This window comes from Allobosea thiooxidans (assembly GCF_900168195.1).
Taxonomy (GTDB): Bacteria; Pseudomonadota; Alphaproteobacteria; order Rhizobiales; family Beijerinckiaceae; genus Allobosea; species Allobosea thiooxidans.
In genome coordinates this window covers 132,323-157,048 of the sequence record NZ_FUYX01000003.1, presented here as the reverse complement: position 1 = coordinate 157,048, position 24,726 = coordinate 132,323, and the positions used below count along the sequence as shown (strand labels likewise).

Annotated in this window: 21 protein-coding genes and 1 tRNA gene; 18 read left to right on the top strand and 4 right to left on the bottom strand. The window is 66.6% G+C overall.

Annotated elements, in window-relative coordinates; translation table 11 throughout:
• Positions 1 to 112: 112 nt before the first annotated feature.
• Positions 113 to 202 (bottom strand) — tRNA-Ser (locus B5Y19_RS06640).
• A gap of 411 nt (positions 203 to 613) precedes the next feature.
• Here B5Y19_RS06640 and B5Y19_RS06635 point away from each other — a divergent pair.
• From B5Y19_RS06635 to B5Y19_RS06605, 7 genes are all read left to right on the top strand, one after another.
• Positions 614 to 1,678: a septal ring lytic transglycosylase RlpA family protein gene (locus B5Y19_RS06635; RefSeq protein ID WP_244555502.1), complete on the top strand. Its 1,065-nt coding sequence runs from the start codon at positions 614 to 616 to the stop codon at positions 1,676 to 1,678.
• A gap of 84 nt (positions 1,679 to 1,762) precedes the next feature.
• On the top strand, positions 1,763 to 2,950 hold the full coding sequence (locus tag B5Y19_RS06630; protein WP_139384289.1) for a D-alanyl-D-alanine carboxypeptidase family protein: 1,188 nt from the start codon (positions 1,763 to 1,765) through the stop codon (positions 2,948 to 2,950).
• A 113-nt stretch (positions 2,951 to 3,063) separates the two neighbouring features.
• On the top strand, positions 3,064 to 3,714 hold the full coding sequence (tmk, locus tag B5Y19_RS06625; RefSeq protein WP_055726953.1) for a dTMP kinase: 651 nt from the start codon (positions 3,064 to 3,066) through the stop codon (positions 3,712 to 3,714).
• Positions 3,714 to 4,784, top strand: coding sequence for a DNA polymerase III subunit delta' (locus B5Y19_RS06620; RefSeq protein ID WP_055726954.1), 1,071 nt, complete (start codon positions 3,714 to 3,716; stop codon positions 4,782 to 4,784). The genes tmk and B5Y19_RS06620 overlap by 1 nt, the downstream gene beginning before the upstream one ends.
• A gap of 21 nt (positions 4,785 to 4,805) precedes the next feature.
• Positions 4,806 to 6,365, top strand: coding sequence for a methionine--tRNA ligase (gene metG, locus B5Y19_RS06615; protein WP_055726955.1), 1,560 nt, complete (start codon positions 4,806 to 4,808; stop codon positions 6,363 to 6,365).
• Positions 6,365 to 7,162, top strand: coding sequence for a TatD family hydrolase (locus B5Y19_RS06610; protein ID WP_055726956.1), 798 nt, complete (start codon positions 6,365 to 6,367; stop codon positions 7,160 to 7,162). Before metG ends, B5Y19_RS06610 begins: the two co-directional genes overlap by 1 nt.
• 6 nt (positions 7,163 to 7,168) lie before the next feature.
• The gene (locus tag B5Y19_RS06605; RefSeq protein WP_055726957.1) at positions 7,169 to 7,972 is read left to right on the top strand and encodes an MBL fold metallo-hydrolase; all 804 of its coding nucleotides are present in this window, start codon (positions 7,169 to 7,171) and stop codon (positions 7,970 to 7,972) included.
• A gap of 164 nt (positions 7,973 to 8,136) precedes the next feature.
• Here the strand turns inward: B5Y19_RS06605 and B5Y19_RS06600 are convergent, their stop codons facing one another.
• Both B5Y19_RS06600 and B5Y19_RS06595 read right to left on the bottom strand, forming a co-directional pair.
• Entirely contained in the window at positions 8,137 to 9,021 is an 885-nt protein-coding gene (locus B5Y19_RS06600; protein ID WP_139384288.1) for a hypothetical protein, read from the bottom strand.
• 124 nt (positions 9,022 to 9,145) lie between these two features.
• Entirely contained in the window at positions 9,146 to 10,066 is a 921-nt protein-coding gene (locus B5Y19_RS06595) for a LysR family transcriptional regulator (protein ID WP_055726959.1), read from the bottom strand.
• Positions 10,067 to 10,180: 114 nt separating this feature from the next.
• Here B5Y19_RS06595 and B5Y19_RS06590 point away from each other — a divergent pair, with 114 nt between their 5' ends.
• From B5Y19_RS06590 to B5Y19_RS06580, 3 genes are all read left to right on the top strand, one after another.
• Entirely contained in the window at positions 10,181 to 11,050 is an 870-nt protein-coding gene (locus tag B5Y19_RS06590; protein WP_055726960.1) for a pirin family protein, read from the top strand.
• A gap of 62 nt (positions 11,051 to 11,112) precedes the next feature.
• Complete coding sequence (gene ycaC / locus B5Y19_RS06585; RefSeq protein WP_055726961.1) at positions 11,113 to 11,745, top strand: isochorismate family cysteine hydrolase YcaC; 633 nt, start codon at positions 11,113 to 11,115, stop codon at positions 11,743 to 11,745.
• Between the two features lie 72 nt (positions 11,746 to 11,817).
• Positions 11,818 to 12,504, top strand: a complete 687-nt coding sequence (locus B5Y19_RS06580; protein ID WP_055726962.1) for a hydrolase — start codon at positions 11,818 to 11,820, stop codon at positions 12,502 to 12,504.
• 99 nt (positions 12,505 to 12,603) lie between these two features.
• Here B5Y19_RS06580 and B5Y19_RS06575 read toward each other — a convergent pair whose 3' ends face one another.
• Complete coding sequence (locus B5Y19_RS06575) at positions 12,604 to 14,628, bottom strand: histidine kinase (protein WP_079591267.1); 2,025 nt, start codon at positions 14,626 to 14,628, stop codon at positions 12,604 to 12,606.
• A gap of 172 nt (positions 14,629 to 14,800) precedes the next feature.
• On the opposite strand from B5Y19_RS06575, the gene B5Y19_RS06570 reads away from it, so the two are divergent.
• From B5Y19_RS06570 to B5Y19_RS06535, 8 genes are all read left to right on the top strand, one after another.
• Positions 14,801 to 15,844, top strand: a complete 1,044-nt coding sequence (locus B5Y19_RS06570) for a response regulator (RefSeq protein ID WP_244555501.1) — start codon at positions 14,801 to 14,803, stop codon at positions 15,842 to 15,844.
• Positions 15,845 to 15,960: 116 nt separating this feature from the next.
• On the top strand, positions 15,961 to 16,221 hold the full coding sequence (locus B5Y19_RS06565) for a DUF3302 domain-containing protein (protein ID WP_055727048.1): 261 nt from the start codon (positions 15,961 to 15,963) through the stop codon (positions 16,219 to 16,221).
• On the top strand, positions 16,218 to 17,159 hold the full coding sequence (locus tag B5Y19_RS06560; protein ID WP_055726965.1) for an HlyD family secretion protein: 942 nt from the start codon (positions 16,218 to 16,220) through the stop codon (positions 17,157 to 17,159). Before B5Y19_RS06565 ends, B5Y19_RS06560 begins: the two co-directional genes overlap by 4 nt.
• A 37-nt stretch (positions 17,160 to 17,196) precedes the next feature.
• Positions 17,197 to 19,449 carry a hypothetical protein gene (locus B5Y19_RS25615; RefSeq protein ID WP_139384287.1) on the top strand — a complete coding sequence of 751 codons (2,253 nt, stop codon included), beginning with the start codon at positions 17,197 to 17,199 and terminating at the stop codon, positions 19,447 to 19,449.
• Positions 19,450 to 19,552: 103 nt separating this feature from the next.
• On the top strand, positions 19,553 to 19,963 hold the full coding sequence (locus tag B5Y19_RS06550) for a hypothetical protein (protein ID WP_055726967.1): 411 nt from the start codon (positions 19,553 to 19,555) through the stop codon (positions 19,961 to 19,963).
• 68 nt (positions 19,964 to 20,031) lie between these two features.
• Positions 20,032 to 21,063, top strand: a complete 1,032-nt coding sequence (gene adhP, locus B5Y19_RS06545; protein ID WP_055726968.1) for an alcohol dehydrogenase AdhP — start codon at positions 20,032 to 20,034, stop codon at positions 21,061 to 21,063.
• A gap of 318 nt (positions 21,064 to 21,381) precedes the next feature.
• Positions 21,382 to 23,055, top strand: a complete 1,674-nt coding sequence (locus B5Y19_RS06540; protein WP_055726969.1) for an arylsulfatase — start codon at positions 21,382 to 21,384, stop codon at positions 23,053 to 23,055.
• A 218-nt stretch (positions 23,056 to 23,273) separates the two neighbouring features.
• Entirely contained in the window at positions 23,274 to 24,716 is a 1,443-nt protein-coding gene (locus tag B5Y19_RS06535) for a DUF1254 domain-containing protein (protein WP_055726970.1), read from the top strand.
• The last annotated feature ends 10 nt before the right edge of the window (positions 24,717 to 24,726 follow it).

Genomic DNA, 24,726 nt, shown 5'->3' with positions numbered 1-24,726 from the left:
AGAGATCGCATCATCCGGGAGCCTTGCGGGCGTGCGTTGGGCGATAGTTGGGGGGCGAACCCCGATGCTTTTTCGATTTATCAAATAAATCATCTGCTTAACGCAGTTGAGATGGCGGAAGAGGTGGGATTCGAACCCACGGTGGGCTTGCACCCACGGCGGTTTTCAAGACCGCTGCCTTAAACCACTCGGCCACCCTTCCGGTGCGGCGTTCAATGCCGTCGGGGCGCCGGATTTGCAAGGGAATTGCGGGACGTCGCGAAGGAAAAGCATGCGTTGCGCAGCGTGGCCCGGAAGTCACGGCCGTGGATAAAATGGCAGCGCCTTCCCGCCCTCGGGTTGACAGGCGCCGCTTTTCCGACACGTTTGTGCCCGCTCAAGGACAGGGACTCGCCTGTTCGGTGGCGTCGGGATTCGCGGCGTATCGCGGTTAAACGATCCCTTAATGGAAATGGCCGAAAACTCGGCTTGAACGCGCGTGCGGTCGAGCCGGTGCGATGTTTTTTGGCCCAGAGAGCGGAATAGCGGAATGACACGAGGCGCTAGCTTTTCGGCCACGGGGCTTTCCACCGAACCGTCCGATCCCGCTTCAGCGCCCTCATCGCTACGCTCCGTGACGCGCCTGGGCTGCGTCGTCCTCGCCGGGCTTTTCGTCGCCAACTGCGCCGGCAACCAGACCGCCGGCCGCCGCTCCAAGGAGATCGGCGCCTTCCCGCAATCGAAATACGGGGCCGCCAGCCCGCGCGTCATCGCCGACGGCGAAGAGGTTCCGAAGGGCGGTGGTCGCCAGCTCGTCGGCAAGGCCTATTCCGTGGCAGGCAAGCGTTACACCCCGTTCGAGAAGCCGGTCGGCTACACCTCGGTCGGCACAGCCTCCTGGTATGGCGAGGCTTTCCACGGCCGCCGTACCGCCAATGGCGAGGTCTATGACCGCAACAGCATCAGCGCCGCGCATCCGACCATGCCGCTGCCGGCCTATGCCCGCGTCACCAACCTGATGAACCACCGCTCCATCATCGTGCGCGTCAACGATCGCGGCCCGTTCCATGGCGGGCGGATGATGGACCTGTCGCAGAAGACCGCCGATGCGCTCGCCTTCCGCCATCTCGGCACGGCGCGCATCAAGATGGAATATCTCGGCCAGGCCTCGCTCGCCGGTTCCGACGACAATCTCCTCCTCGCCAGCCTGCGGACCGATGGCTCGCCGGCGCCGATCCCGGGCACCAGCGCACGCACCATGGTCGCGAGCGCGGAGCCGGTGGCGCCGTCGCGCTCGCGTTCGGCCGATGTCGAAACACAACAGCCCGCAGAGGCCGAGCCGGCTCCCGTGAGCCAGCCGCTCGCGCAGGCCTACGCCCCGCAGCAGCCGGTCCGGACCATCAGCCCGACCGCTCCGGTCGTCGCGAGCCTCGCCTCGGCCAGCTCGGCACCGCTAGGCGGCACGCCGGTGCACGCCGCGCCGCTGCCGCCGAGCCGCCCGTTCGATCTCGACACCATCGCCAACGCGGCGAAGCCGGTCCGGGTTCCCGCCCTGCTGCGCACGACGATGCCGCCGGCCCGCGCCACCATGGCGAGCCTCTTCACCGCACCGGAGAAGGGGCCGGCCGAGCGCTTCGCCAAGGCGCATCCGCTCAACAAGCTGACGCCGCAGGCGCTGCAGCCCCTGGCGCGGAACTGACGGCAAGGAGCTTGACCTGCCGTAAGGCGCTCTGCTTCACATCGCAGTATGAGCGCCTTTAGCCGTTGGACGATGTCGATCCGCATGCCGGGCGCAACGCTGCGTCGGTCCCTCGGTCGGCTGCTTCTCGTCCTCGCCATGGCGAGCCTTGCGGCCGCCGGCCATGCCCAGAGCTTCCAGTCGCCGGCTCCCTTCGCGATCCTGCTCGATTCGGAAAGCGGAGCCGTTCTCTATGAGAAGGCAGCCGACGAGCTGATGGTGCCGGCCAGCATGGCCAAGCTCGCCACCGTTCTCGTCGCTTTCCAGGACATGGCCGCCGGGCGCCTGACGCCCGACAGCGAGATCGGCATCTCGGAGAATGCCTGGCGCAAGGGCGGGGCGCCCTCGGGCGGCTCGACCATGTTCGCCATCGTCAACAGCCGGCTCAAGCTCTCCGACATTCTGCAGGGCATCATCGTCCAGTCCGGCAACGATGCCTCGATCGCGCTGGCGGAGGCGATTGCCGGCGACGAAGCGACTTTCGGACGGGTGATGACCGAGCGGGTGAGGGCGCTCGGCCTGACGAAATCGGTCTTCCGCAACGCGACGGGAATGCCCGACCCGCAGCAGCGCGTGACCGCCCGCGAGCTGGCGCTGCTGGCGGACCACATCATCAAGACCTATCCGGAGCTCTACAAGATCTTCGGTCAGCGCGACTTCACCTGGAACAAGATCCGGCAGCAGAACCGCAACCCGCTGCTGACGATGGATATCGGTGCCGATGGCCTGAAGACCGGTAATATCGACGAATCGGGCTATGGGCTGGTCGGCTCGGCCGTGCAGAACGGCCAGCGCCTGATCGTCGTCGTGAACGGGCTGAAGACCGCGCGCGACCGGGCGAGCGAAGCGCGCAAGCTGCTCGAATGGGGCTTCCGCGCCTTCGAGCGACGCCAGCTCTTCGCCGCGGGCGAGAACGTTGGCGAGGCCAGCGTCTATGGCGGCGAGAAGGGGCGCGTCGCGCTCCGCAGCAAGGGGGCGATCAGCCTGCTGATGCCGCGCGGCAGCTCCGAGCGCCTCACCGCGCGCATCGTCTATCGCGGCCCGCTGCTGGTTCCCGTCGAGGAGGGTGCGCAGGTCGCCCGGCTCGTGGTCACGCGTGGCGACATCAAGACGCTCGACGTGCCGCTCTATGCCGCGGAAGCCGTGCGCACGGGCCCCCTGCAGAGCCGGGCACTCGACGCGCTTCTCGAGGCCGCGACCGGCTGGGTTCGCAAGGCGCTGAGCCGGAGTTAGATCGCCGTGCGTCCTGCCGGACGCGATAACGGCGATCTATGTATTTGTTATCGCATCGGATTCGTCCGAAGATTGGATTCCACTTTTCGGTCCGATGCTGTAAGCGGACGGACATGAGCAAGGGTCGTTTCATCACGCTGGAAGGCGGGGAGGGCGCCGGCAAGTCGACGCTGGCACGGGCACTGGCCGAAAGGCTCGAGCGCGCCGGCTTCCCGCCCCGGATCACGCGCGAGCCCGGCGGCTCGGTCAAGGCGGAGGCGATCCGCGAACTGATCCTGTCTGGCCGGGTCCGGTCCTATGGCGCCTTCGCCGAGGCGCTGATGTTCTCGGCCGCGCGGATCGACCATATCGACAGCCTGATCCGCCCGGCGCTCGAACGGGGCGAGTGGGTGATCTGCGACCGCTTCATCGATTCCACGCGCGTCTACCAAGGCGTGCTCGGCCAGGTCGACGCGAAGCTGCTCGGCGAGCTCGAGGCCGTGACCATCGCCGGGCTGATGCCGGAGCTGACGCTGATCCTCGATCTCGACCCCGAGATCGGCCTGGCGCGCGCCGCCAGGCGGCGCAAGCCGGACGAGGCGGTCGACCGCTTCGAGGGCGAGACGCTGGCCTTCCATCGCAAACTGCGGCAAGCCTATCTCGACATTGCCCGCGCCGAGCCCCGACGCTGCGCCGTGCTCGATGCGACGCTGCCCGCCGAGGGGCTCGCCGAGGCCGCGTGGCGCATCCTGCGTGCGCGTTTGCCGATCGATGCGGAAAGCTGATGCGAGAGACGAGCGACGAACCCGACCGGCTGCCGATCGCGCCCCATCCCCGCGAGACGCTGTCACTGATCGGCCATGAGACCAGGGAGAAGGCCTTTCTCGACGCCGTCTCCTCGGGCCGGATGCATCATGCCTGGCTGCTCGGCGGTCCCGAAGGCGTCGGCAAGGCGAGCTTCGCCTACCGCGCCGCGCGCTTCATGCTCGCCTCGGGAGATCCGCGGACACGCGCGTCGGGCCGCGCCGATCTCGCCATGCCGGAGAACGACCCGGCGACGCGGCGGGTGATGGCCCGGTCGCATCCCGACCTGCATGTGCTGCGCCGCATTCCGAAGCCGGACGGCAAGAGCTACACCAGCAACATTCCGGTCGACGCCGTGCGGCGGGTGATCGACCGCTTCGGTGCGAGCGCGGCGGAGGGCGGCTGGCGCGTCTGCATCGTCGATTCGGCCGAGGACATGGATCGCTCGGCCGCCAACGCGCTGCTGAAGCTGCTGGAGGAGCCGCCGCCGCAAGCCCTGTTCCTGATCGTCGCGCATGCCCCAGGGCGGATGCTGCCGACGATCCGCTCACGCTGCCGGCTGCTGAGCTTCGAGCCGCTGGACGAGCCCGGCGTCGTCGAGGCGGGCCGCCTCGCGCTGGAGCGGATGGAGGCTCCCCTCGACGAATCCGCGCTGCTGCGCGCCGCGCGACTCGCCGAAGGCTCGGTGCGGCGCGCGCTGACCTATGTCGATCCGGAGACGCTGGCTCTGGTCGAAGCGGTGAGGGCGCGGCTCGATGCCCTGCCGCAGATCGACCTGCCTGGCCTGCTCGCTCTGGCGGAGGATGTTGCCGGCAAGGCGGGAGAGCGCGACTTCGCCGTGATGATCGAGACGGTGCAGGGCTGGATCTCCGACCATCTCCACGCGCATGCTGCAGCGCAACCGGCGCGCCTTGCACCGTTGGCGGAGGTATGGGAAAAGCTGGGACATGCGGCGCGTGAGGTCGAGACCTATAATCTCGACCGCCGCCCGCTCGTGATGACCATGTTTCATGATCTGTCGGCTGCGGTTTCCCGTTCGCGCGCAGCGTGAAGCGAAGCTCTCGGACAGACGATGGCCACGGCCCCGAAATTCTACCTGACGACCGCGATCCACTACACCAACGGGCCGCCGCATATCGGCCACGCCTATGAGATGGTGGCTGCGGACGCGATCGCCCGCTTCAAGCGGCTCGACGGCTACGACGTCTTCGCCATGACCGGCACCGACGAGCACGGCCAGAAGGTGGCGCGCACGGCCGCGCAGAACGGGCTTTCGCCGAAGGATTTCGTCGACCGGATCGCCGGCCGCTTCCAGGAGATGGAGCAGACGCTCGGCTGCTCGTTCGACCGCTTCATCCGCACCACCGATCCTGACCACAAGGTCTCGACCGACGAGCTCTGGCGGCGGATGGAGGCCAATGGCGACATCTATCTCGCCAAGTATTCCGGCTGGTATTCGGTCCGCGACGAGGCCTTCTACGGCGAGGAGGAAACGACGCTCCAGCCAGACGGCACGCGCCTGGGCGGGCAGGGGACGCCGGTCGAATGGGTCGAGGAGGAGAGCTACTTCTTCCGCCTCGCCAAGTACCAGGACGCGCTGCTGAAGCTCTATGACGAGGTTCCCGACTTCATCTCGCCGGAGACGCGCCGGAACGAGATCGTTTCCTTCGTGAAGGGCGGGCTCGAGGATCTCTCGATCAGCCGCACGACCTTCGACTGGGGCCTGTCCGTGCCGGGCGATCCCAAGCACGTGATGTATGTCTGGGTCGACGCGCTCAACAACTACCTGACCGGAACGGGCTTTCCCGACGCCGCGAGTCCGCGGGCGCATTACTGGCCGGCAGACGTCCACATCATCGGCAAGGACATCGTGCGCTTCCACACGGTCTACTGGCCGGCCTTCCTGATGTCGGCCGGGCTGCCGCTGCCGAAGCGTGTCTTCGGCCATGGCTTCCTGCTCAACAAGGGCACGAAGATGTCGAAATCGCTCGGCAACGTCGTCGATCCCTTCGCGCTCGCCGAGGCCTATGGCGTCGACCAGCTGCGCTACTTCTTCCTGCGCGAGGTCTCCTTCGGCCAGGACGGCAACTACAGCCATGAGGCGATCGTCGGGCGCATCAATGCCGATCTCGCCAACGACCTCGGCAATCTGGCGCAGCGCTCGCTGTCGATGATCGCCAAGAACTGCGAGGGCAGGGTGCCGCCGCGCGGCGCGCTGACCGAGGCCGACGAAGCCATGCTCGCCATGGCTGACGGCGCCCTGGCCAGGGCGCGCGAGGCGATGCAGGACTTCGCCCTGCACACGCTGCTCGCCGAGATCTGGGCGGTAGTCGCCGAGGCCAATCGTTATTTTGCCGGCAACGAGCCTTGGCGCCTGACCAAGACCGATCCGGCGCGGCGCGACACGGTGCTCTATGTCACGATCGAGGTGATCCGGCAGGTGGCGATCCTCGTCCAGCCGGTGATGCCGGTTGCGGCAGGCAAGCTGCTCGACCTCCTCGCCATCCCGGCCGAGGCGCGCAGCTTCGCCGCGCTGGGCGCGCAACACCGCCTCGTGAGCGGTGCGCCGCTGCCGGCGCCGAGCGCGGTCTTCCCGCGCTATGTCGAGCCCGAGGACGGTCAGGCGGCGTGATGCTGATCGACACGCATTGCCATCTGGACTTTCCGGATTTCGCCGAGGAGCTGCCGGCCTATGTCGCGCGGGCCGAGGCCGCCGGCGTCGGCCGGATAGTGACGATCTCGACGCGGGTCGCACGCTTCGCCGACTACGCCGCCATCGCCGAGCGCTTCCCGTCGGTCTGGTTCTCGGTGGGGACGCATCCGCATCAGGCGCATGAGGAGCTCGACGTCACGGCCGAGCGGCTGGCGGAGCTGTCCCGCCATCCGCGCTGCGTGGCCATCGGCGAGGCTGGGCTGGACTATCACTACGATTCCAGCCCGCGCGCGGCCCAGGCCCAGGGCCTGCGCACGCACATCGCCGCGGCGCGCGCGACGCAGCTACCGCTCGTCATCCATGCCCGCGAGGCCGATGACGACATGATCGCCATCCTGCGGGAGGAAACGGGGAAGGGCGCCTTCCCTGCCATTCTGCATTGCTTCACCGCCGGCGAGGCGCTGGCGATGACGGGCGTCGAGCTCGGCCTCTATGTGTCCTTCTCGGGCATCCTGACCTTCAAGACCTCGGAGAACCTGCGCCGCATCGCGCGGATGGTGCCGCGCGAGCGGATTCTGGTCGAGACGGACGCGCCCTATCTCGCGCCGGTTCCGTTCAGGGGCAAGCGCAACGAACCGGCCTATGTCGCTGAAACAGCGAAGGTTCTCGCCGAAACGATCGGCGTCGAATTCGACGAGGTCGCCCGGATCACGACGGAGAATGCGCGCCGCTGCTACTGGAAGATGGATCACGCCGCACCGGCATCGGCCGCCTGATACGCCATGACGCTGACGGTCACGATTCTCGGCAGCGGCTCATCCGGCGGCGTGCCGCGCCCGGGCTCCGGCTGGGGCGCCTGCGATCCGTCCAATCCGAAGAACCGGCGCCGGCGCTGCTCGATCCTGGTGACGCGCTCTGGTCCCGGTGGCGTCACCCGCGTGCTGGTCGATACCTCGCCGGATCTGCGCGAGCAGTTGCTGTCGGCCGAGGTGCCGGCGCTCGATGGCGTGCTGATGACGCACGACCATGCCGATCACACCCACGGTATCGACGATCTGCGCGCGCTCGTCCTGCATATGCGCCAGCGCATTCGCATCTATGCCGATACGGCGACGGAAGCCTCCTTGCGCTCGCGCTTCGGCTATCTCTTCGAGACGCCGCCGGGCAGCTACTATCCGCCGATCCTCGATCTCGACCAGATCACCGCCGGACGGCCACAGACCATCGAAGGCGCTGGCGGCCCGATCACGGCTCTGCCGTTCCGGGTCGAGCATGGGCCGAACTACCAGGCGCTCGGCTTCCGCTTCGGGGATCTGGCTTATCTGCCGGATGTCAGCCTGATCCCGCCGGCGGCGCGCGAGGCCATGGCCGATCTCGATGTCCTGATCCTCGATTGCCTGCGCGAGACGCCGCATCCGAGTCATTTCCATCTGGCGCAGTCGCTGGAAGCCATCGCTGCGCTGAAGCCGCGCCGCGCCATCCTGACCAACCTCCACGTCGATCTGGATTATGCCAGCCTGTCCAGTCGCTTGAACGAGGGCGTGGAGGTGGCGTTCGATGGGCTGGAAGTGGTGGCGCCGACGTAGCGGGCCCAAAAGCCTCATCGAGTTTGGTTCCATAATATGTCTTATGCGAATCAAGTCCCAGCGTGTCAGGGCCCCTCGTCAATGCCGTACGGCTTGATCGAGACCGACAGGCGGTGGCGGCTGATCGCCCCCCGCAAGCGCCGTCCGCAATCGGCGTCACCAGTCTAGCGTGGCGGATTCTCCTCGTCGGGAACTGCCATCGTCTTCTTCGTTTCGTTGAACGGCCCAAGGTCCGGTGGCGGCTTGGGAGGCGGAGGTGGAGGTGCAGGCGGCCTGCGCCGGTCGGAATCGACGTTCTTGTCGTCCGGCACGAGCTGTGACCATTCCGAACTGCGAGGCGCGCCGTTCCAGCCTTGCCGGGGCGCGGAATTCAGCGGCCCCGGCCCCGGTCCCGCTCCCCCACCCGCGCCGCTTCCACGGGCGGCGATCTTGAAGGCGATGCTTTGGACATCGTCCCTGGTGGCGGCGTAGCCGAGATTGCCCGACACGAACACGACGTCGAAGTCCAGGCCGGCATTGGTCACGTTCTTGACGCCGAAGTCGGCCTGGTACTCCAGCGACGAAAGCCGCCCCACTGGCTGAAGGTTTGCGCCGAGGTCGAGGCCCGTCACGACCTGCTTGAACCAGTTCTGGAAGCCGTATTTCGCGCGCGAGGATTCCGGATAGGCGTCGCAGGCGCTCGAATCCGCCCGCTCGAGGTCGATGATGAAGTTGATCTTCGTCGTCACGGTCTGGTTCGCGCTCTGGGAGAAGCCGAGATACGGACCGAAGGAGGCCGAGCCATAGGTCAGAATCTTGGAATTCCCCCTGGCGCTCGCGGACCCCTCGTGGCTCACCACGAGCTTGAAGGTGAAAGTCCCCGTCACCCTCCGGCCCTTCAGGCGCGAGATTCGTTTCCCGGACGGATTGGCCTCTTCCTGGAGCGCCTTGGCGAACGCGCATTTGAGCGCTGCTGAGATCGGGGCGATGGCCGCGAGTTCCTGACCCGAATAGTCGGGGAGGCTCGCGCACCCTGCAAGCGCGACGCCAAGCACCGAGGAAACGGGCAAATTCCTCACAGGCCTCCCCTGCCCTTACGTCATGTCATGGAGGCACGAAATCACGCAGCACGCAAGGCCGGCCGCGCTGAGCCGACGCTGCACCGTCCGTGAAGCTCGATCGACCTCCTTCGCGCTAGCGACTGTCCTGGTCGAGCTGCGCATATTCCGCCGCGAGGAAGTCGAGCAAGGCGCGCACTGACGGCAGGAGCCCGCGCCGCGAGGGAAACACGGCATGGATGACGCCGGCGCGCGGCGCCCAATCCGGCAGGACATCGACCAGTCTTCCCGCCCTGAGATCCTCGACGATCACCATGGTCGGCATCTGCGCCATGCCCACACCCGCAATCGCGGCATGGCGCAGCGCCACCATGTCCTCGGTGACGAAGCGAGGCCTGTGACGGATGCTGGCCTCGGCGCCGTCCGGCCCGGAGAGCCGCCACTCATGGTATTGGTGCGGCCCGCCCCATGACAGGCTTGGCAGATCGCCGACGTCGGCCGGCACGAGCGGTCGGTCGAAGTTCTGCAGCAGGCCAGGCGCCGCGACCAGCCGCTGCCGGCTCTCGGCAAGGCCCTTCATCACCAGCTCGCTTTCGTCGAGCGGCGGAAAGCGCACCCTGATCGCGATGTCGAAGCCTTCGCGGATCACGTCGACGCGCCGGTTCGTGCTCTCCAGCTGGACCTCGACCTTGGGATGGGCGGCGAGGAAGCGGGCGATCATCGCACCGACCTGAAAATACAGGACCGCGGATGGGCAGGCGACGCGCACCACGCCCTGCGGCGCGGCCCGGATGCGGTCGATCGCCTCCTGCGCCGCCTCCGCCTCGACCAGCATCGCCACGCAATGACGGTAATACTCCCGGCCGATTTCGGTGACAGCGAAGCGCCGTGTCGAGCGCTGCACCAGCCGAACCCCCAGCCGCTCTTCCAGCAATGCCAGGCGCCGGCTCAGGCGCGAGCGCGGCATGCCGAGAACCCGGGCGGCCGCGGCAAAGCCCTGATGCTCCACCACCTGCGCGAAGAAATAGAGATCGTTGAGGTCCTGCGTCACAGTCATTGTCTCGCGTGCAGGACAGTTTGTAGCATTTCAGGCGGCTACTGCCCTTCTCGTCCTGACCATAGTCTCTTCGGTAACACGGCGCCACCACGGCGCTCACGAGGAGACAAGCCCATGAGAAAGGTTCGTGGAATCTTCGGAAGCCCCGACGCCCATTGGGTCGGCGACGGCTTTCCTGTGCGCTCGATGGTTTCGCCTGCCGTGCAAGGCGCCTCGTCGACCAGTCCCTTCCTGCTGCTCGACTATGCCGGCCCGGCCGAGTTCGCCCCCGCCCAGCGGCCGCGCGGCGTCGGCGTGCATCCGCATCGCGGCTTCGAGACCGTCACCATCGTCTATCAGGGCGAGGTCGAGCATCGCGACTCGACCGGCAAAGGCGGCCTGATCGGCCCCGGTGACGTGCAGTGGATGACGGCCGCCTCCGGCATCCTGCACGAGGAGTTCCACTCGCAGGCCTTCACCCGCAGCGGCGGCACCCTCGAAATGGTGCAGCTCTGGGTCAATCTGCCGGCGAAGGACAAGAGCGCGGATCCGGGCTACCAGACGCTGCTCGACGCCGATATTCCCGTCGTCGCCCTGCCTGGCGGTGCCGGAACCGTGCGCGTCATCGCCGGGAGCTATGACGGCCATGCCGGCCCGGCGCGGACCTTCACCCCGATCGAGATCTGGGACATCAGCCTCAACCGCGGCGGCACCACGTCGCTGACGCTGCCCGAGGGGCATACGCTCGGGATCGTCGTCCTGCGCGGCAATGTCCTCGTCAACGGCGTCGACAAGGTGCGCGAGGCCCAGTTCGTCCTGCTCGACCGGGAGGGCGGCGCCGTCACGATCGAAGGCGAGACCGACGCGACGCTGCTGGTTCTCGGCGGCGAGCCGATCGACGAGCCGGTCGCGATGCACGGCCCCTTCGTGATGAACACCCGCGAGGAGATCCGCCAGGCCATGGCCGATTTCCAGAGCGGCCGCTTCGGCAAGATTCCGGCCTGACAGCCGGCACCGGCGCCGTCCGCCGCCGCGATGCCGGACATTTCACCCCCATGGAGGAAGATATGACCAAGCCCTATACCCGCCTCGACAAGGACAAGGCCGCCGTCCTGCTCGTCGACCACCAGACCGGCCTGCTCTCGCTCGTCCGCGACATCGACCCGGACAAGTTCAAGAACAACGTGCTGGCGCTGGCGGACCTCGCCAAATATTTCAAGCTGCCGACGATCCTGACGACCAGCTTCGAGGACGGCCCGAACGGCCCGCTCGTCCCCGAGCTGAAGCAGACCTTCCCGGACGCGCCCTTCATCCCGCGCCCCGGCCAGATCAACGCCTGGGACAACGAGGACTTCGTCAGGGCGGTCAAGGCGACCGGGCGCAAGCAGCTCATCATCGCCGGCGTCGTCACCGAGGTCTGTGTCGCCTTCCCGGCGCTGGCTGCGATCGAAGCCGGCTTCGATGTCTTCGTCGTCACCGATGCCTCCGGCACCTTCAACGAGATCACGCGCCATTCTGCCTGGCAGCGCATGTCGGATGCCGGGGCGCAGCTGATGACCTGGTTCGGCGTCGCCTGTGAGCTGCATCGCGACTGGCGCAACGATGTCGAGGGCTTGGGCGCGCTCTTCTCGAACCACATCCCCGACTACCGCAACCTGATCACGAGCTACTCCACCGTCTCGGCGAAGAAGACGGCCTGATCCCCGGCGGAGCGCGGTGCAGATGACACCGGCGCTCCGCCCTCCCCGCTCACGCCCTGCAAAGAGGAAGCCATGACCACTGCCAATCCCGCTAATTTCGACGGCCGGCGCCCGGTCATCGACCCGAACGACGCCGTCATGCTGCTGATCGACCATCAGAGCGGCCTGTTCCAGACCGTCGCCGACATGCCCATGCCGGTGCTGCGCAACCATGCGACCGCGCTCGCCAGGATGGCGACGCTGAGCAAGATGCCGGTGATCACCACCGCTTCGGTGCCGCAGGGGCCGAACGGCCCGCTGATCCCGGAGATCCACGAGAACGCGCCCCATGCGCAGTACGTCGCCCGCCGCGGCGAGATCAACGCCTGGGACAATCCCGACTTCGTCGCGGCGGTGAAGGCGACCGGGCGCAAGACCCTGATCATCGCCGGCACCATCACCTCGGTCTGCATGGCTTTCCCGGCGATCGCCGCCGTCCATGACGGCTACAAGGTCTTCGCCGTGGTCGATGCCTCCGGCACCTATTCGAAGATGGCGCAGGAGATCACGCTCGCCCGTATCGTCCAGGCCGGCGTCGTGCCGATGGATACGGCCGCAGTCGCCTCCGAGCTGCAGAAGACCTGGCATCGCGACGATGCTCGGGAATGGGCCGAGGTCTATACGAAGATCTTCCCGCCCTACCAGCTCCTGATCGAGAGCTACATGAAGGCCCAGCAGGTCCAGAAGGACCAGGAGCAGCTCGACTCCCAGCGCGGCTGAATCGACCGCAGCCATCGCTACGACGGCATCGTCGACCTGGCCGCCGGGCGCTCAAGCCTCGGCGGCCATCTCGTTCGTCTATCGCACGGTCAGCCGGCGTCAGGCCGCCTGCTGCGCAAGCGGGACCCTGGCGGACAGGGTTGCGCCCTGCCCCGAGACGCGGAACGTCAGGGTTCCCTCGAAGGCCATCAGCCTCTCGCGCATGCCGGAAATCCCCACCCCTTCCCGGATCGGGTCGGGACCGCCGACGCCCGCGGCGGCCGTGCCGTCGTCCTCGACGCGAAACTCCAGCATGCCCTGCTCGTCCATGTCGAGGGAAAGCCGAACCGTACTGGCGTTGGCATGGCGATGGACGTTCGCCAATGCTTCCTGCGCGACACGGAACAGGGCCATCTCGACTTCGGCCGGCAGCCGCAGATCCCTCAGCGCATGGCCGATCCTCAGCTCGAGACGGATGTTCGTGCGCCTCTGGAAGCCGTCGACGAACCAATGCAGCGCGTTGGGCAGCCCGGCTTCGTCCAGCATCGGCGGATGCAGCAGATAGGAGACTCCGCGAATCTCCTTCTGCGTCCTGTCGATGAAGTCCCGGATACGGCTCAGATGCTCGTGCCAGGGACCGTTGCGACGAGAAAGAGCGTCCGCGGCCAGCTTGAGCTCCAGGCTGGCGGCCAGCAGGTTCTGGGCGGCCGAGTCATGGAGGTCGCGCGCGATCTGGCGGCGCTCGTGGTCCTGGCGCTGCAGCAGGCGGCCGGTCAGCTCGCGCAGGGACGAGGTCAGGTATTTCTGCCTGGCGATGTTCCGGATGCTTCCGATCGCGATCCCCGCCTGCCCGGGCAGCGGCGCCATGCGCATTTCCCAGTGGCCCGGTTTCGGGCCCGCCCCCACCTCGTGCTCGCGTTGCAGGGTGTCGCGCATTTCGATGCAGCGCTGGAAGCTCGACGCTATGAAGCTGGCTTCGGCGGGTTCCAGGATTTCATTCACCGCCCGGCCTGCGAGCTGATCGGAGGGCAAGCCGAAGAAGGCTTGGCTGTTCTGATTGACCTCGAGGAAGATCGGGACATCGCCACTCTCTCCCCGACCGATCAGGAAATTGCAGTCCGGCGAGCTGTTGAAGATCGTCCGATACCGGGCGCGGTTGGATGCCAGCGCCGCCACCAGTTTCTTGAGGCTGCGCAGTTGCCGCTCCGCGATGAAGGCGGCCAGCGCCAGCCCCGCGATCGGCAGGGCCAGCAGCATCAGGACCTCCCTGACCTCGAGCCACCAGGCGGCACGGATCGTGTTTTGCCTCAAGCTTGCGAAGGCATAGAGCCCATAATCGCCGATGGCCTTGAACGCCACGATGTTCGGTCGCCCATCGGCATCCTCGATCTCGACATGGCCTTGCCGGGCTGTCTCGTGTTGGGCCGACCGGATCCGTGCCGCGAGCTGATGGGGATAGTCGGCGCCGAGTGCTGCGCCGGCATGCTCCGTGAGCAGGACTCCAGACGAGGACAGAAGGCCCACGGTTTCCGCGGAGGGGCCGGATATGCTCTCGAAGAACCGTCCGATATAACCGCGATCGAGCGCCAGAAAGGCGATTCCGGCGAAGGCGCCGTCCGCGTTCCTGATCGCGCGGCTGATCGGTACGCTGAAGAAGGTGTCCTTCGCACCGATGATCGGGGTGCCGACGTAAAGGCTGCCGTGGCTGCCGCGGTCGCGTTGCACCCTGAAATAGTCGCGCCAGGACACGTTCATCGAACTGCGCCAGGGTGCCGAGACCTTGATCTCGCCGCCGGCATCGGTGACGCCCAGAATGCGCATATGCGGGCGCGATGCCAGGATCGCTGCCATCCGCTGGATCGAGCGTTCGGCCTCGCCCGGCGGTTCGGTCGGCATCTGGGATATCTCGGAGAGGGTCGAATCCGCTCCCTCGAAGACCCGCAGGCTGTGCTCGGACGCCAGGGCGACCGCCCGCCCCAGCTGTTCGGTCGCCTCCCCGACCCTTTGGCGGTAGGTCGACTCCGCGTAGATCAGGCCGGCGGCGATCGGAAGCAGCGCGCTCAGAAGCAGCGCAATGCGAATGGCCCGGAACAGCCGCCGGCGTTCGGCCTTGACCAATCCCGACGATGCTGCCTCTCGTTGCATGACCTCAGCTCCCACCGCCGCCGCCGGCTGTCCGCTTGTTGTCGGTCAATTTCGCGAGACACGCCCCCGCTACATATGCGCCCCTCTCAAATCCCGGAGGTGCCACTAGGGGTGTTCCGCAGCGATAGTGCAATTTCGTGGGCAAGTTGCAAGACGCGGCCATGCGCTGGCCATGCGGAAAGTCGTGTCGATTGCCGGCTGGTATGCGCGCGGGCTGCGGTTGCGCGGATGCTCTGCGGCACCGCACGGACGCGATGGCGGCGCGTTCCTGCGCAGCGACGGCATCGTCCTCAGGGAAAACCCCAAATCCCGCATCGGCAGCCGGATCACCGGCCGTAATACGAGGATCATGGGCCCGAACGGCCCCGTTTCCGCAAGCGGGAACGGAAGGGAGCGCGATTCGCCACCCGGCGGATACGGGATTTCTTGCGGCAATCCCAGGGTTCAGGGACCTGTCGCAACCCGTTTCCGCTGTCTATGGTGGTGCATCTTGCGATCCGGGAAACTGCCTGAGGCATTGGCGGATAGGGACATGAATGCGTCACCCGACTGGCGCGAGAGCGCTCGGCCTGCCCGAAAGCCGGTGCGCGTCCTGATCGCGGACGATCACGACATCGTCCGCCGCGGCGTTCGCTCGGTCGTCGAAAGCCGGCCCGGCTGGGAGGTCGTCGCCGAGGCTCAGGACGGCCGCGAGGCCCTCGACCTGGTGATCGCGAGCAAGCCGGACATCGCCATCGTCGACTATTCCATCCCGATCATGAACGGCGCGCAGCTCACGCGCCATATCTGCGCGGAAGCGCCCGGCACGCAGGTGCTGATCTTCACGATGCACGACAGCGACGTGCTCATCCGCGAAGTGCTCACGGCCGGCGCCCGCGGCTTCCTGGTGAAATCCGATGCCGACCGGACGTTGATCGCGGCGCTCGATGCGCTCGCCCGTCGCCAGCCCTACTTCACGGGGCAGATCAATGAAGCGATGCTCAAGCTCTACCTGTCCCAGCCGGGCGGCAGCGAAACGAGCACGCTGACACCGCGCGAGCGCGAGATCGTCCAGCTGATCGCCGAGGGTAATTCCAGCAAGGAAGCCAGCCGCATCCTCAACATCAGCCTGAAGACCGTCGAGACGCACCGTTCCTCGGTCATGCACAAGCTGAATCTGAGCACGACGGCGGCACTGGTGCGCTACGCCGTCCGGAACAAGATCGTCGAGCCCTGACCGGTGCGGACGACGCGGCCCCGACACCTCGCGCTGCGTCTCAGGGTTTGCCCCGATACACCTTCGCCCTCGCCTTCCCGACAATCACCGCCGTCATTGCGCGGAAGGACGGCGACGTGAGCGGGTTGGATATCTTCGCCTGGATCGTGCTGATCGTTCTGGCCGCCAGCACCGCCTTCGTCGTGGCCTTCATGGCGATGCTGCCCGGCATGGTCGCAAGGCGACGCGGCCATCCCTGGGCCGAGGCTGTCGCCGTCGGCGGCTGGGTCACCCTGTTCTTCGGCTTCGTGCTGTGGCCGCTGGTTCTGATCTGGGCCTATGTCGACGTACCGTCGAACCCGGCCCGGCGCCCTGTCGCGCCGGAGGCAGTGCGATGATCGTCGTCCTGCTGAACGTCTACCTCGCGCTGCTGTTCATCTTGGTGAAGCTGCGGGTCGTTCCGTTCAACCTGTTCTGGAAGGTGTCGCCGGTCATCGTGCTGCTGCTCCTGTTGGTCGGCCTGTTCATTCCGATGAACTGGGGCGCGCCACAGGGGCCGGCGCTCGTCGTGCGGCAATCGATCGCCATCGTGCCGGACGTCGCCGGCGAGGTCATCGACGTGCCGGTGGCAGCCAACACTCCCCTGAAAGCCGGCGAGATCCTCTTCAAGATCGACCCCACCCCCTACCGGTCGCAGCTGAAGGCGCTGGAAGCGCAATACAAGCTCCAGGAACAGCGGCTGTCGCAGATGACCCAGTTGCAGAGCACGGGATCGGGCCGCGCCTTCGACGTGGAGCAGCGTCAGGCCGAGGCCGACCAGCTCAAGGCGCAGCTGGAGGGCGCGCAGTGGAATCTGGACAAGACCGTCATCCGTGCCCCCGCCGACGGCTACGTCACCAATCTCGCGCTGCGCAAGGGCGCGCGCGTCTCGAACCTGCCGCTCTCGCCGGTCATGTCCTTCGTCGACACGGCGGACACGATCATCGGCGTCGAGATCAACCAGATCGATGCACGCTATATCGCGCCCGGCCAGCCGGTGGAGCTGACCTTCAAGTTCGCGCCCGGCCAGGTCTTCCCCGGCCAGGTCGAGAGCGTGCTGCAGGCGATCTCGACCGGTCAGGCCCAGGTCTCGGGCGCAGCGGTCACCCCGATAGCGATCCAGTCGGCCCCCTTCGTCGTTCGCGTCAAGCTCGACGATCAGGCCTTTGCTGCCTCCCTGCCCGCCGGCGCGACGGGAGATGCTGCGATCTTCACCGACCGGGTCAAGGCCGCGCACATCATCCGCAAGGTGCTGCTGCGCCAGATCGCCATCCTCAACTACGTCAACCCGTTCTGACGAACGGCCAGGACCCGCGAACCGGAGAGAGGTTGCCATGCAAGTCAGTCTGAAGGGCAGGCTCCGCAACAGCGTCGCCGTTGTCGCCGCCATCGGCATGCTCCTGCCAACGCCGTCCGGCGTCTGGGCTCAGGCGCCGCGCGCTGCGGCGGCGGCAATGCCGGCCCCTGCCGCTTCCGATCAGGCATGGCCGCGCGTGATCGCCGACGCCGCCCAGGACATCACGATCTACCAGCCGCAGATCGAAAGCTGGCGCGACGGCATCCTCGAGGCGCGCGCGGCCGTGGCCCTGAAGCGCCCGGCCAGCGAGGCGCCGACGCTCGGCGTGGTCTGGTTCAAGGCGCGGACCTCGGTCGACAAGCAGAGCGACCTGGTCGCGCTGGATAACATCGAGGTGACCAGGGCCAACTTCCCCTCCGATGCCGGCAGCGCGGACGCTGTTCTGGCCAGCTTGCGCCAGCACACGGCCGACGGCCTGCGGAGCATTTCCCTGTCACGCCTCCAGTCGAGCCTCGCCGTATCGGAAGCCGAGACCAGCCAGAGCGTCGCGGTCCGCAACGACCCGCCCAGGATCATCTTCAGCCAGACCCCTGCCCTGCTCGTCCTGGTCGACGGCAAGCCGGAGCTGCGGCAGGTCGCCGGCAGCAAGCTGCTGCGCGTCATCAATACGCCGGCGCTGATCCTCTTCGACGAGGCCGGCGCCACCTATTACCTGCGGGCGCTCAAGCAGTGGTGGAGCGCCAAGGCGCCGGAAGGTCCCTGGGCGGTCGCCGCCAACCCGCCTTCGACGCTCGCCGCAGCGCAGAAGGCCGCGGGCTCCCATGTCAATCTCATCGACACGCCACCGGCGGACATCGCCGAGGCTGTCGAGGCCGGCGCCGTCCCGAACCTGCATGTCAGCCTGTCCCCGGCCGAGCTGATCCAGACCGCAGGCGCGCCCGAATACCTGCCGGTCCCCGACACCGAACTGCTCTACGTCAAGAACACCAGCAGCCATGTCATCGTCGATGTCGCCAATCAGGAGAACTACGTCCTGATCGCCGGGCGCTGGTTCCATTCGAAGTCGCTGGCGGATGGCCCGTGGAGCTTTACCGCGAGCGATAAACTGCCGGCCGATTTCGCCAAGATCCCGGACAGCCACCCGAAGGGCGAGGTCCTGGCTTCGGTCAGTGGCACGGTGCAGGCACAGGATTCCCTGATCGACAACCAGATCCCGCAAACCGCCGCCGTCGATCGCAAGAAGGCGAAGGCGAGCGTCCATTACGACGGAAAGCCGCAGCTCAAGCCGATCGAAGGCACCAGCCTCGAATATGTCGTGAATGCCGCCGTCCCGGTCATCAGGGCGGGAACCGCCTATTATGCCGTCCAGAACGGAGTCTGGTTCGTGGCGGCCGGCCCGAACGGTCCCTGGGCGGTCGCGACCGAAGTGCCTGCCGCGATCTATGCGATCCCGCCGAGCTCGCCGCTGCACTTCGTCACTTACGTCAAGGTCTACAGCGCGACGCCGGAAGTGGTCTATGTCGGCTATACGCCCGGCTACTACGGCACCGTCGCCGCGCCCGGCGGCGTGGTGGTCTACGGTACCGGCTATGCCTATCCGGCCTGGATCGGCTCGGCCTGGTATCCCGCGCCCCTGACCTATGGCTACGGCGCCGCCTTCGCCTGGGGGGCCGTCACCGGCTTCACGATCGGCGCGATCGCCGGTGCCGCCTGGGCTGGCGGCGCCTGGGGCTGGGGCGGCGGCTGGGGTTGGGGCCACAACAACGTCGTGATCAACAACTTCAACAGCTTCAACCAGTTCAACTTCAACCACGCCAATATCTACAACCGCTGGACCAACAACGCCGTCCATAGCCGCATCGACAACCGGGTGGCGAACCGGATCGACAACCGCCCGGGCGGGCGCGGCGGCCTCACGCCCGGCGGGCGGGCCGAGCTGCGCGACAATGCGCGTGCCAACATCGCCCAGCATCGCGCCGGCGCGAACGACCACTATGCCGGGCGCAACGGCGAGGTCTTCCGGCGTGGGCCGCAAGGCTGGCAGCAGCACCAGAACGGCCGCTGGAGCAATGCTGGTGCAGGCGAGATTCCTCACCTGAATCGCGAGCAGATCGGCCGTTTCCACGGTGAGCGCATGGAGGGCTTCCGCGGCGGCGGCATGGGCGGCGGGCGCTTCGGCGGAGGCGGTTTCCAGGGCGGCGGCTTCCACGGTGGCGGTTTCGGTGGTGGCGGTTTCCGGGGCGGCGGCGGCTTCCATGGTGGCGGGTTCCACGGCGGTTTCCGCCGGTAGAGCTCCGCCGACGCTCATTTCCTCTTCCCTCCTATCCGGCCGCGGCCGATGCAGGGGAACCTACCCCGTCGGGTTGCCCGAACGTTCGAAAGGCAGATCAAGCATGAGTATCCGCAGCATTGCCCTGTCGGCCCTTGCGGCCACGCCGCTCCTGCTCGCCGCAGACCTCGCATCCGCTTCTCCCGATCGCCTTCAGGGAGCCTGGGTCGGCGACGCCGCGACCTGCGACCAGGTCTTCGCCAAACAGAAGGGCCGCCTGACGTTCAAGAAGCAGAAGGGCGACGTCTGGTCGGGCTTCATCGTCAACGGCAAGCATATCAGCGGCGTGCGCTCGACCTGCGATCTGGTCTCGTCGAAGCAGAAGGGGGACGTCTCGACCTTCCTGCTCAGCTGCAAGGATGCGATCGCCTTCGACACCATGACCCTTTCGGTCCGCTTCAGAGACGACAACACGATCGTGCGCTTCGACCCGGATTTTCCCGAGGTCGAACTGCTCTACAATCGCTGCAGTTGATGGCGAGGTCGGGAACCGCGCGCCTCCAACGATCCGCGGCTCCCGACCTTTGAACGGAGGTTGAGCTCATGGCGAAGACGATGAAGGCGGCGGTGGTTCGCATGTTCGGCGAGCCGCTGGCCATCGAAGAGGTTCCGATCCCGCAGCCCGGCCCGGGAATGATCCAGGTCGCGATCCAGGCCTCGGGCGTCTGCCACACCGACCTGCACGCCGCCGAAGGCGACTGGCCGGTGAAGCCCAGCCCACCCTTCATTCCGGGGCATGAGGGCGTCGGCTACGTCTCCGCCGTCGGCTCCGGCGTCAAGCATGTGAAGGAAGGTGACCGGGTCGGCGTACCCTGGCTCTACACCGCCTGCGGCCATTGCCGGCATTGCCTCGGCGGCTGGGAGACGCTGTGCGAAAGCCAGCAGAACACTGGTTACTCCGTGAATGGCGGCTTCGCCGACTATGTCGTCGCGGATCCGAACTTCGTCGGCCACCTGCCGCAGAACATCTCGTTCACGGAGATCGCACCGGTGCTCTGCGCCGGAGTGACCGTCTACAAGGGCATCAAGGTCACCGACACCAAGCCCGGCGACTGGCTGGCCATATCCGGCATCGGGGGCCTCGGCCACATGGCGGTGCAATACGCCAAGGCGATGGGCCTCAACGTCGCGGCGGTCGACATCGACGACGACAAGCTCGAACTGGCGCGCCGCCTCGGCGCGACGCTCACGGTGAACGCGCGCAAGGACGATCCCGCCACGGTGATCCGTCGCGAAACCGGGGGCGGTGCTCAGGGTGTGCTGGTGACGGCGGTCAGCCCGAAGGCCTTCGAGCAGGCGATCGGCATGGTGGCGCGCGGCGGCACGGTCTCGCTCAACGGCCTGCCGCCGGGCGGCTTTCCGCTCGACATCTTCGGCATGGTCCTCAACGGCATCACGGTGCGGGGATCGATCGTCGGAACCCGGCTCGATCTGCAGGAATCGCTCGATTTCGCTGCCCAGGGCAAGGTCAGGGCAACGGTCTCGACGGCGAAGCTGGAGGACATCAACGACGTCTTCGAGCGGATGCGCCAGGGCCGGATCGACGGCCGCGTCGTGCTGGATATGGCAGCCTAGCGGCGCGTCCCTGCCCTGCCGATCGCCTTCGGGAGCAACCGCGGAGCGAGCGGGGGTTTTTCCCGATGGAGGGCGCATCGAGCCTTGCCTTAAGGTCAGATCATGACGTCGGATCCTGCGCTCGCAAACCACGCCCCTCGGGGCCGGGAGGCATCCTTCCGGCCGATGACTGGCATGGGTTCCCGGGGAGCTTTTCGCCGAGCGTCCAAACACTTGCCTGTGCGATCGCACCAAGCTCGCCCTGCCGCACCGGCCGGATCGGGCCGGGCGGATCGAAGTGCCTGACCGGGGGCGGCCCCCTTGCAGAGGAGAACAGCCATGATCGGATTGCCAGTTCCTGTTTCCGCAGCGGCGCCACCGTCCGAAAAGGCTCCGCTCAGGCGGCGCCTGCTCCTCGCCTGCGCCGCGGTCGCGGCTGCCGTCACGGTCGGCTCGGCAGCGCTCGTCATGCCCGCCGAGGCGCAGACCAGCCCTGCCCCCGCGCAGGCTCAGAACCAGGCCCGGCCCAACATCCTCGTCATTTTCGGCGACGATGTCGGACAGAGCAATATCAGCGCCTACTCGCATGGGCTCGTCGGTTACCGGACGCCGAACATCGATCGGATCGCCAAGGAAGGCACGATGTTCACCGACTACTATGCGGAGAACAGTTGCACGGCCGGCCGTTCCACCTTCATCACCGGGCAGGTCTGCCTGCGGACCGGCCTCTGCAAGGTCGGCATCCCCGGCGCCACCGTCGGGCTGCAGGATCGCGACGTCACCATCGCTCAGGCGTTGAAGCCCTTGGGTTATGCGACCGGGCAGTTCGGCAAGAACCATCTCGGCGATCGCGACGAATACCTGCCGACCCGGCACGGCTTCGACGAGTTCTTCGGCAATCTCTACCATCTCAATGCCGAGGAGGAGCCGGAACGCCCCTATTATCCGAAGAACGATACGGCCTTCGTGAAGTCGAACTCGCCGCGCGGCGTGCTCAAGACTTCGGCCGACGGCAAGATCGAGGATACCGGCCCCCTGACGGCCAAGCGGATGGAGACGATCGACGACGAGACCACCGCGGCCGCGATCGATTTCATGCAGCGTCAGGTGAAGGCGCAGAAGCCCTTCTTCACCTGGATGAACACCACGCGCATGCACGTCTACACCCATGTGCGCGAATCGATGAAGGGTCGCAGCGGCATGCCGGGCAACGACTATGCCGACGGCATGCTCGAGCATGACGAGGATGTCGGCAAGCTCCTGAAGGCGCTCGACGATCTCGGCGTCGCCAACAATACCATCGTCGTCTACACCACCGATAACGGTCCGAACCAGTGGTCTTGGCCCGACGCGGCGACGACGCAGTTCCGCTCGGAGAAGGACACGAACTGGGAAGGCGCCTTCCGCGTGCCGGCGATGATCCGCTGGCCGGGCAAGATCAAGGCCGGCGAAGTCTCCAACGAGATGGTCTCCGGTCTCGACTGGTTCCCGACGCTGGTCGCCGCGGCTGGCGACGGCGACATCAAGGACAAGCTCGCCAAGGGCACGACGCTGGGCAATCAGCAGACCAAGGTCCATCTCGACGGCTACAATCAGCTGCCCTACCTGACCGGCCAGCAGCCGAAATCGGCCCGCAACGAGTTCTTCTACTTCAACGACGATGGCGAACTCGTCGCCTATCGCTACAACGACTGGAAGATCGTGTTCTGTGAGCAGCGCCAGCCCGGCGGTTTCGTGGTCTGGGCCAATCCGTTCACCTGCCTGCGCGCACCGAAGGTCTTCAACCTCCGCATGGATCCGATGGAGCGGGCGGATGTCGTCTCGGACCAGTATTATGACTGGCTCGCCAAGAACGCCTATCTGATCCAGTACGGCGTCTGGAAGGTCGCGCCCTTCCTCAAGACCTTCGAGGAATATCCTCCGAGCCAGCGGCCCGCGAGCTTCAGCGTCGACCAGATGGTGTCTGCGCTGATGCGCAATCTGGATACGGCGGCGTCGCGAACTCCGAAATAGGCAGGTCGGGAGCGGGCCACCGACAGGCGGCCCGCTCTTTCGGTCCACGGCGTTTTCAATGACAGCCGTCGGGATGCCGACGACAGGGCGCGCTGGGTCGGGCAGAAGCGGCAGGTGGCCCAGGCCGCACCGGCTAGCCCCTTTTGTGGCTGGCTCACCGGCGGAGGCCGGGAATCAGACAGCGCAAGCAACCGTTATTTCCATGGAGAGTGTCGGTCATGAGCAAGCGGAACGGCCAAGCGGAGCCCCCAGGGCCGGCCTTGAGTCGACGCGAGTTTCTGGCGGGGACAGCCGCCTTGCTCGCCAGTGGCACCGGCACTGCCCTCGCACAATCGCCGGCGCCCGACGATGCCCGCGCGATCGCGCGGGAAGCGACGATCTACGGCTTCCCGATGATCGACAACTACCGCATCCAGCATTCCTACTTCGTCGATCGCGGCAGCCCGGAGTTCAAGGCGCCCTGGAACACCCTGGTCAACAACGCCCGGGTCTATACGCCGGACGATAAGGCGATCCAGACGCCGAACTCCGACACACCCTATTCCTATGTCGGGGCCGATCTGCGGGCCGAACCGCTCGTCTTTACGGTGCCGGCCGTCGAGAAGGGGCGCTACTACGCGCTCCAGTTCATCGACATGTACACCTTCGACTTCGCCTATGTCGGCAGCCGGGCGACGGGCAATGGGGCGGGCAGCTATCTGCTCGCTGGTCCGAGATGGCAGGGCAGGAAGCCGAAGGGCATCAAGTCGGTGATCCGCTGCGAGACCGATCTTGCCTTCGTGCTCTACCGCACCCAGCTGTTCGACCCTGCCGATATCGAGAAGGTCAAGGCGATCCAGGCGGGCTACAAGGTCGAGCCGCTGTCGCAGTTCCTCGGCCGCCCTGCCCCGGCCGCGGCGCCCGCGATCGCCTTCGCGAAGCCGCTCGCGCCGGAGCAGGAGCGGAATTCCCTCGAGGCCTTCGGTCTCCTCAACTTCCTCCTGCAGTTCTGCCCGACGCATCCATCCGAGCGGGCGTTGATGGCACGCTTCGCCAAGATCGGGATCGGTCCGGGCAAGCCTTTCGACGCGAATGCCCTCGTGCCGGAGATGAGAGCGGCCCTCCAGCAGGGCATGGCCGACGGCTGGAAGGCCTTCGCCGAGTTCAAGGAAACCCAGCTCGACACCGGCAAGAAGACCAGCGCCGATGGGTTCGGCACGCGCGCCTTCCTCAAGAACGACTACATGCAGCGCATGTCCGCAGCCATTCTCGGCATCTACGGCAACTCGAAGGACGAGGCGATCTATCCGGCCTACTTCCTCGATTCCGGGAAACAGAAGCTCGAAGGGGCGAACCGCTACACGCTGCGTTTCCCCCCTGGGCAATTGCCGCCGGTGAACGCCTTCTGGTCTCTGACCATGTATGAGATGCCGGCGAGCCTGCTCTACGCCAATGCGCTGAACCGCTATCTGATCAATTCGCCGATGCTGCCCAAGCTGAAGCGCGACGCCGATGGCGGGATCACGCTCTACATCCAGAACGAGTCTCCGGGAGCGGAGCGGGAGGCCAATTGGCTTCCGGCTCCGAAGGGACCGTTCTTTGCGGCGATGCGCCTCTATTGGCCGAAACCGGCCGCGCTCACTGGCAAATGGAAGGCGCCGTCTATCGCGCGCGTCAGCTGACAGGGAACAG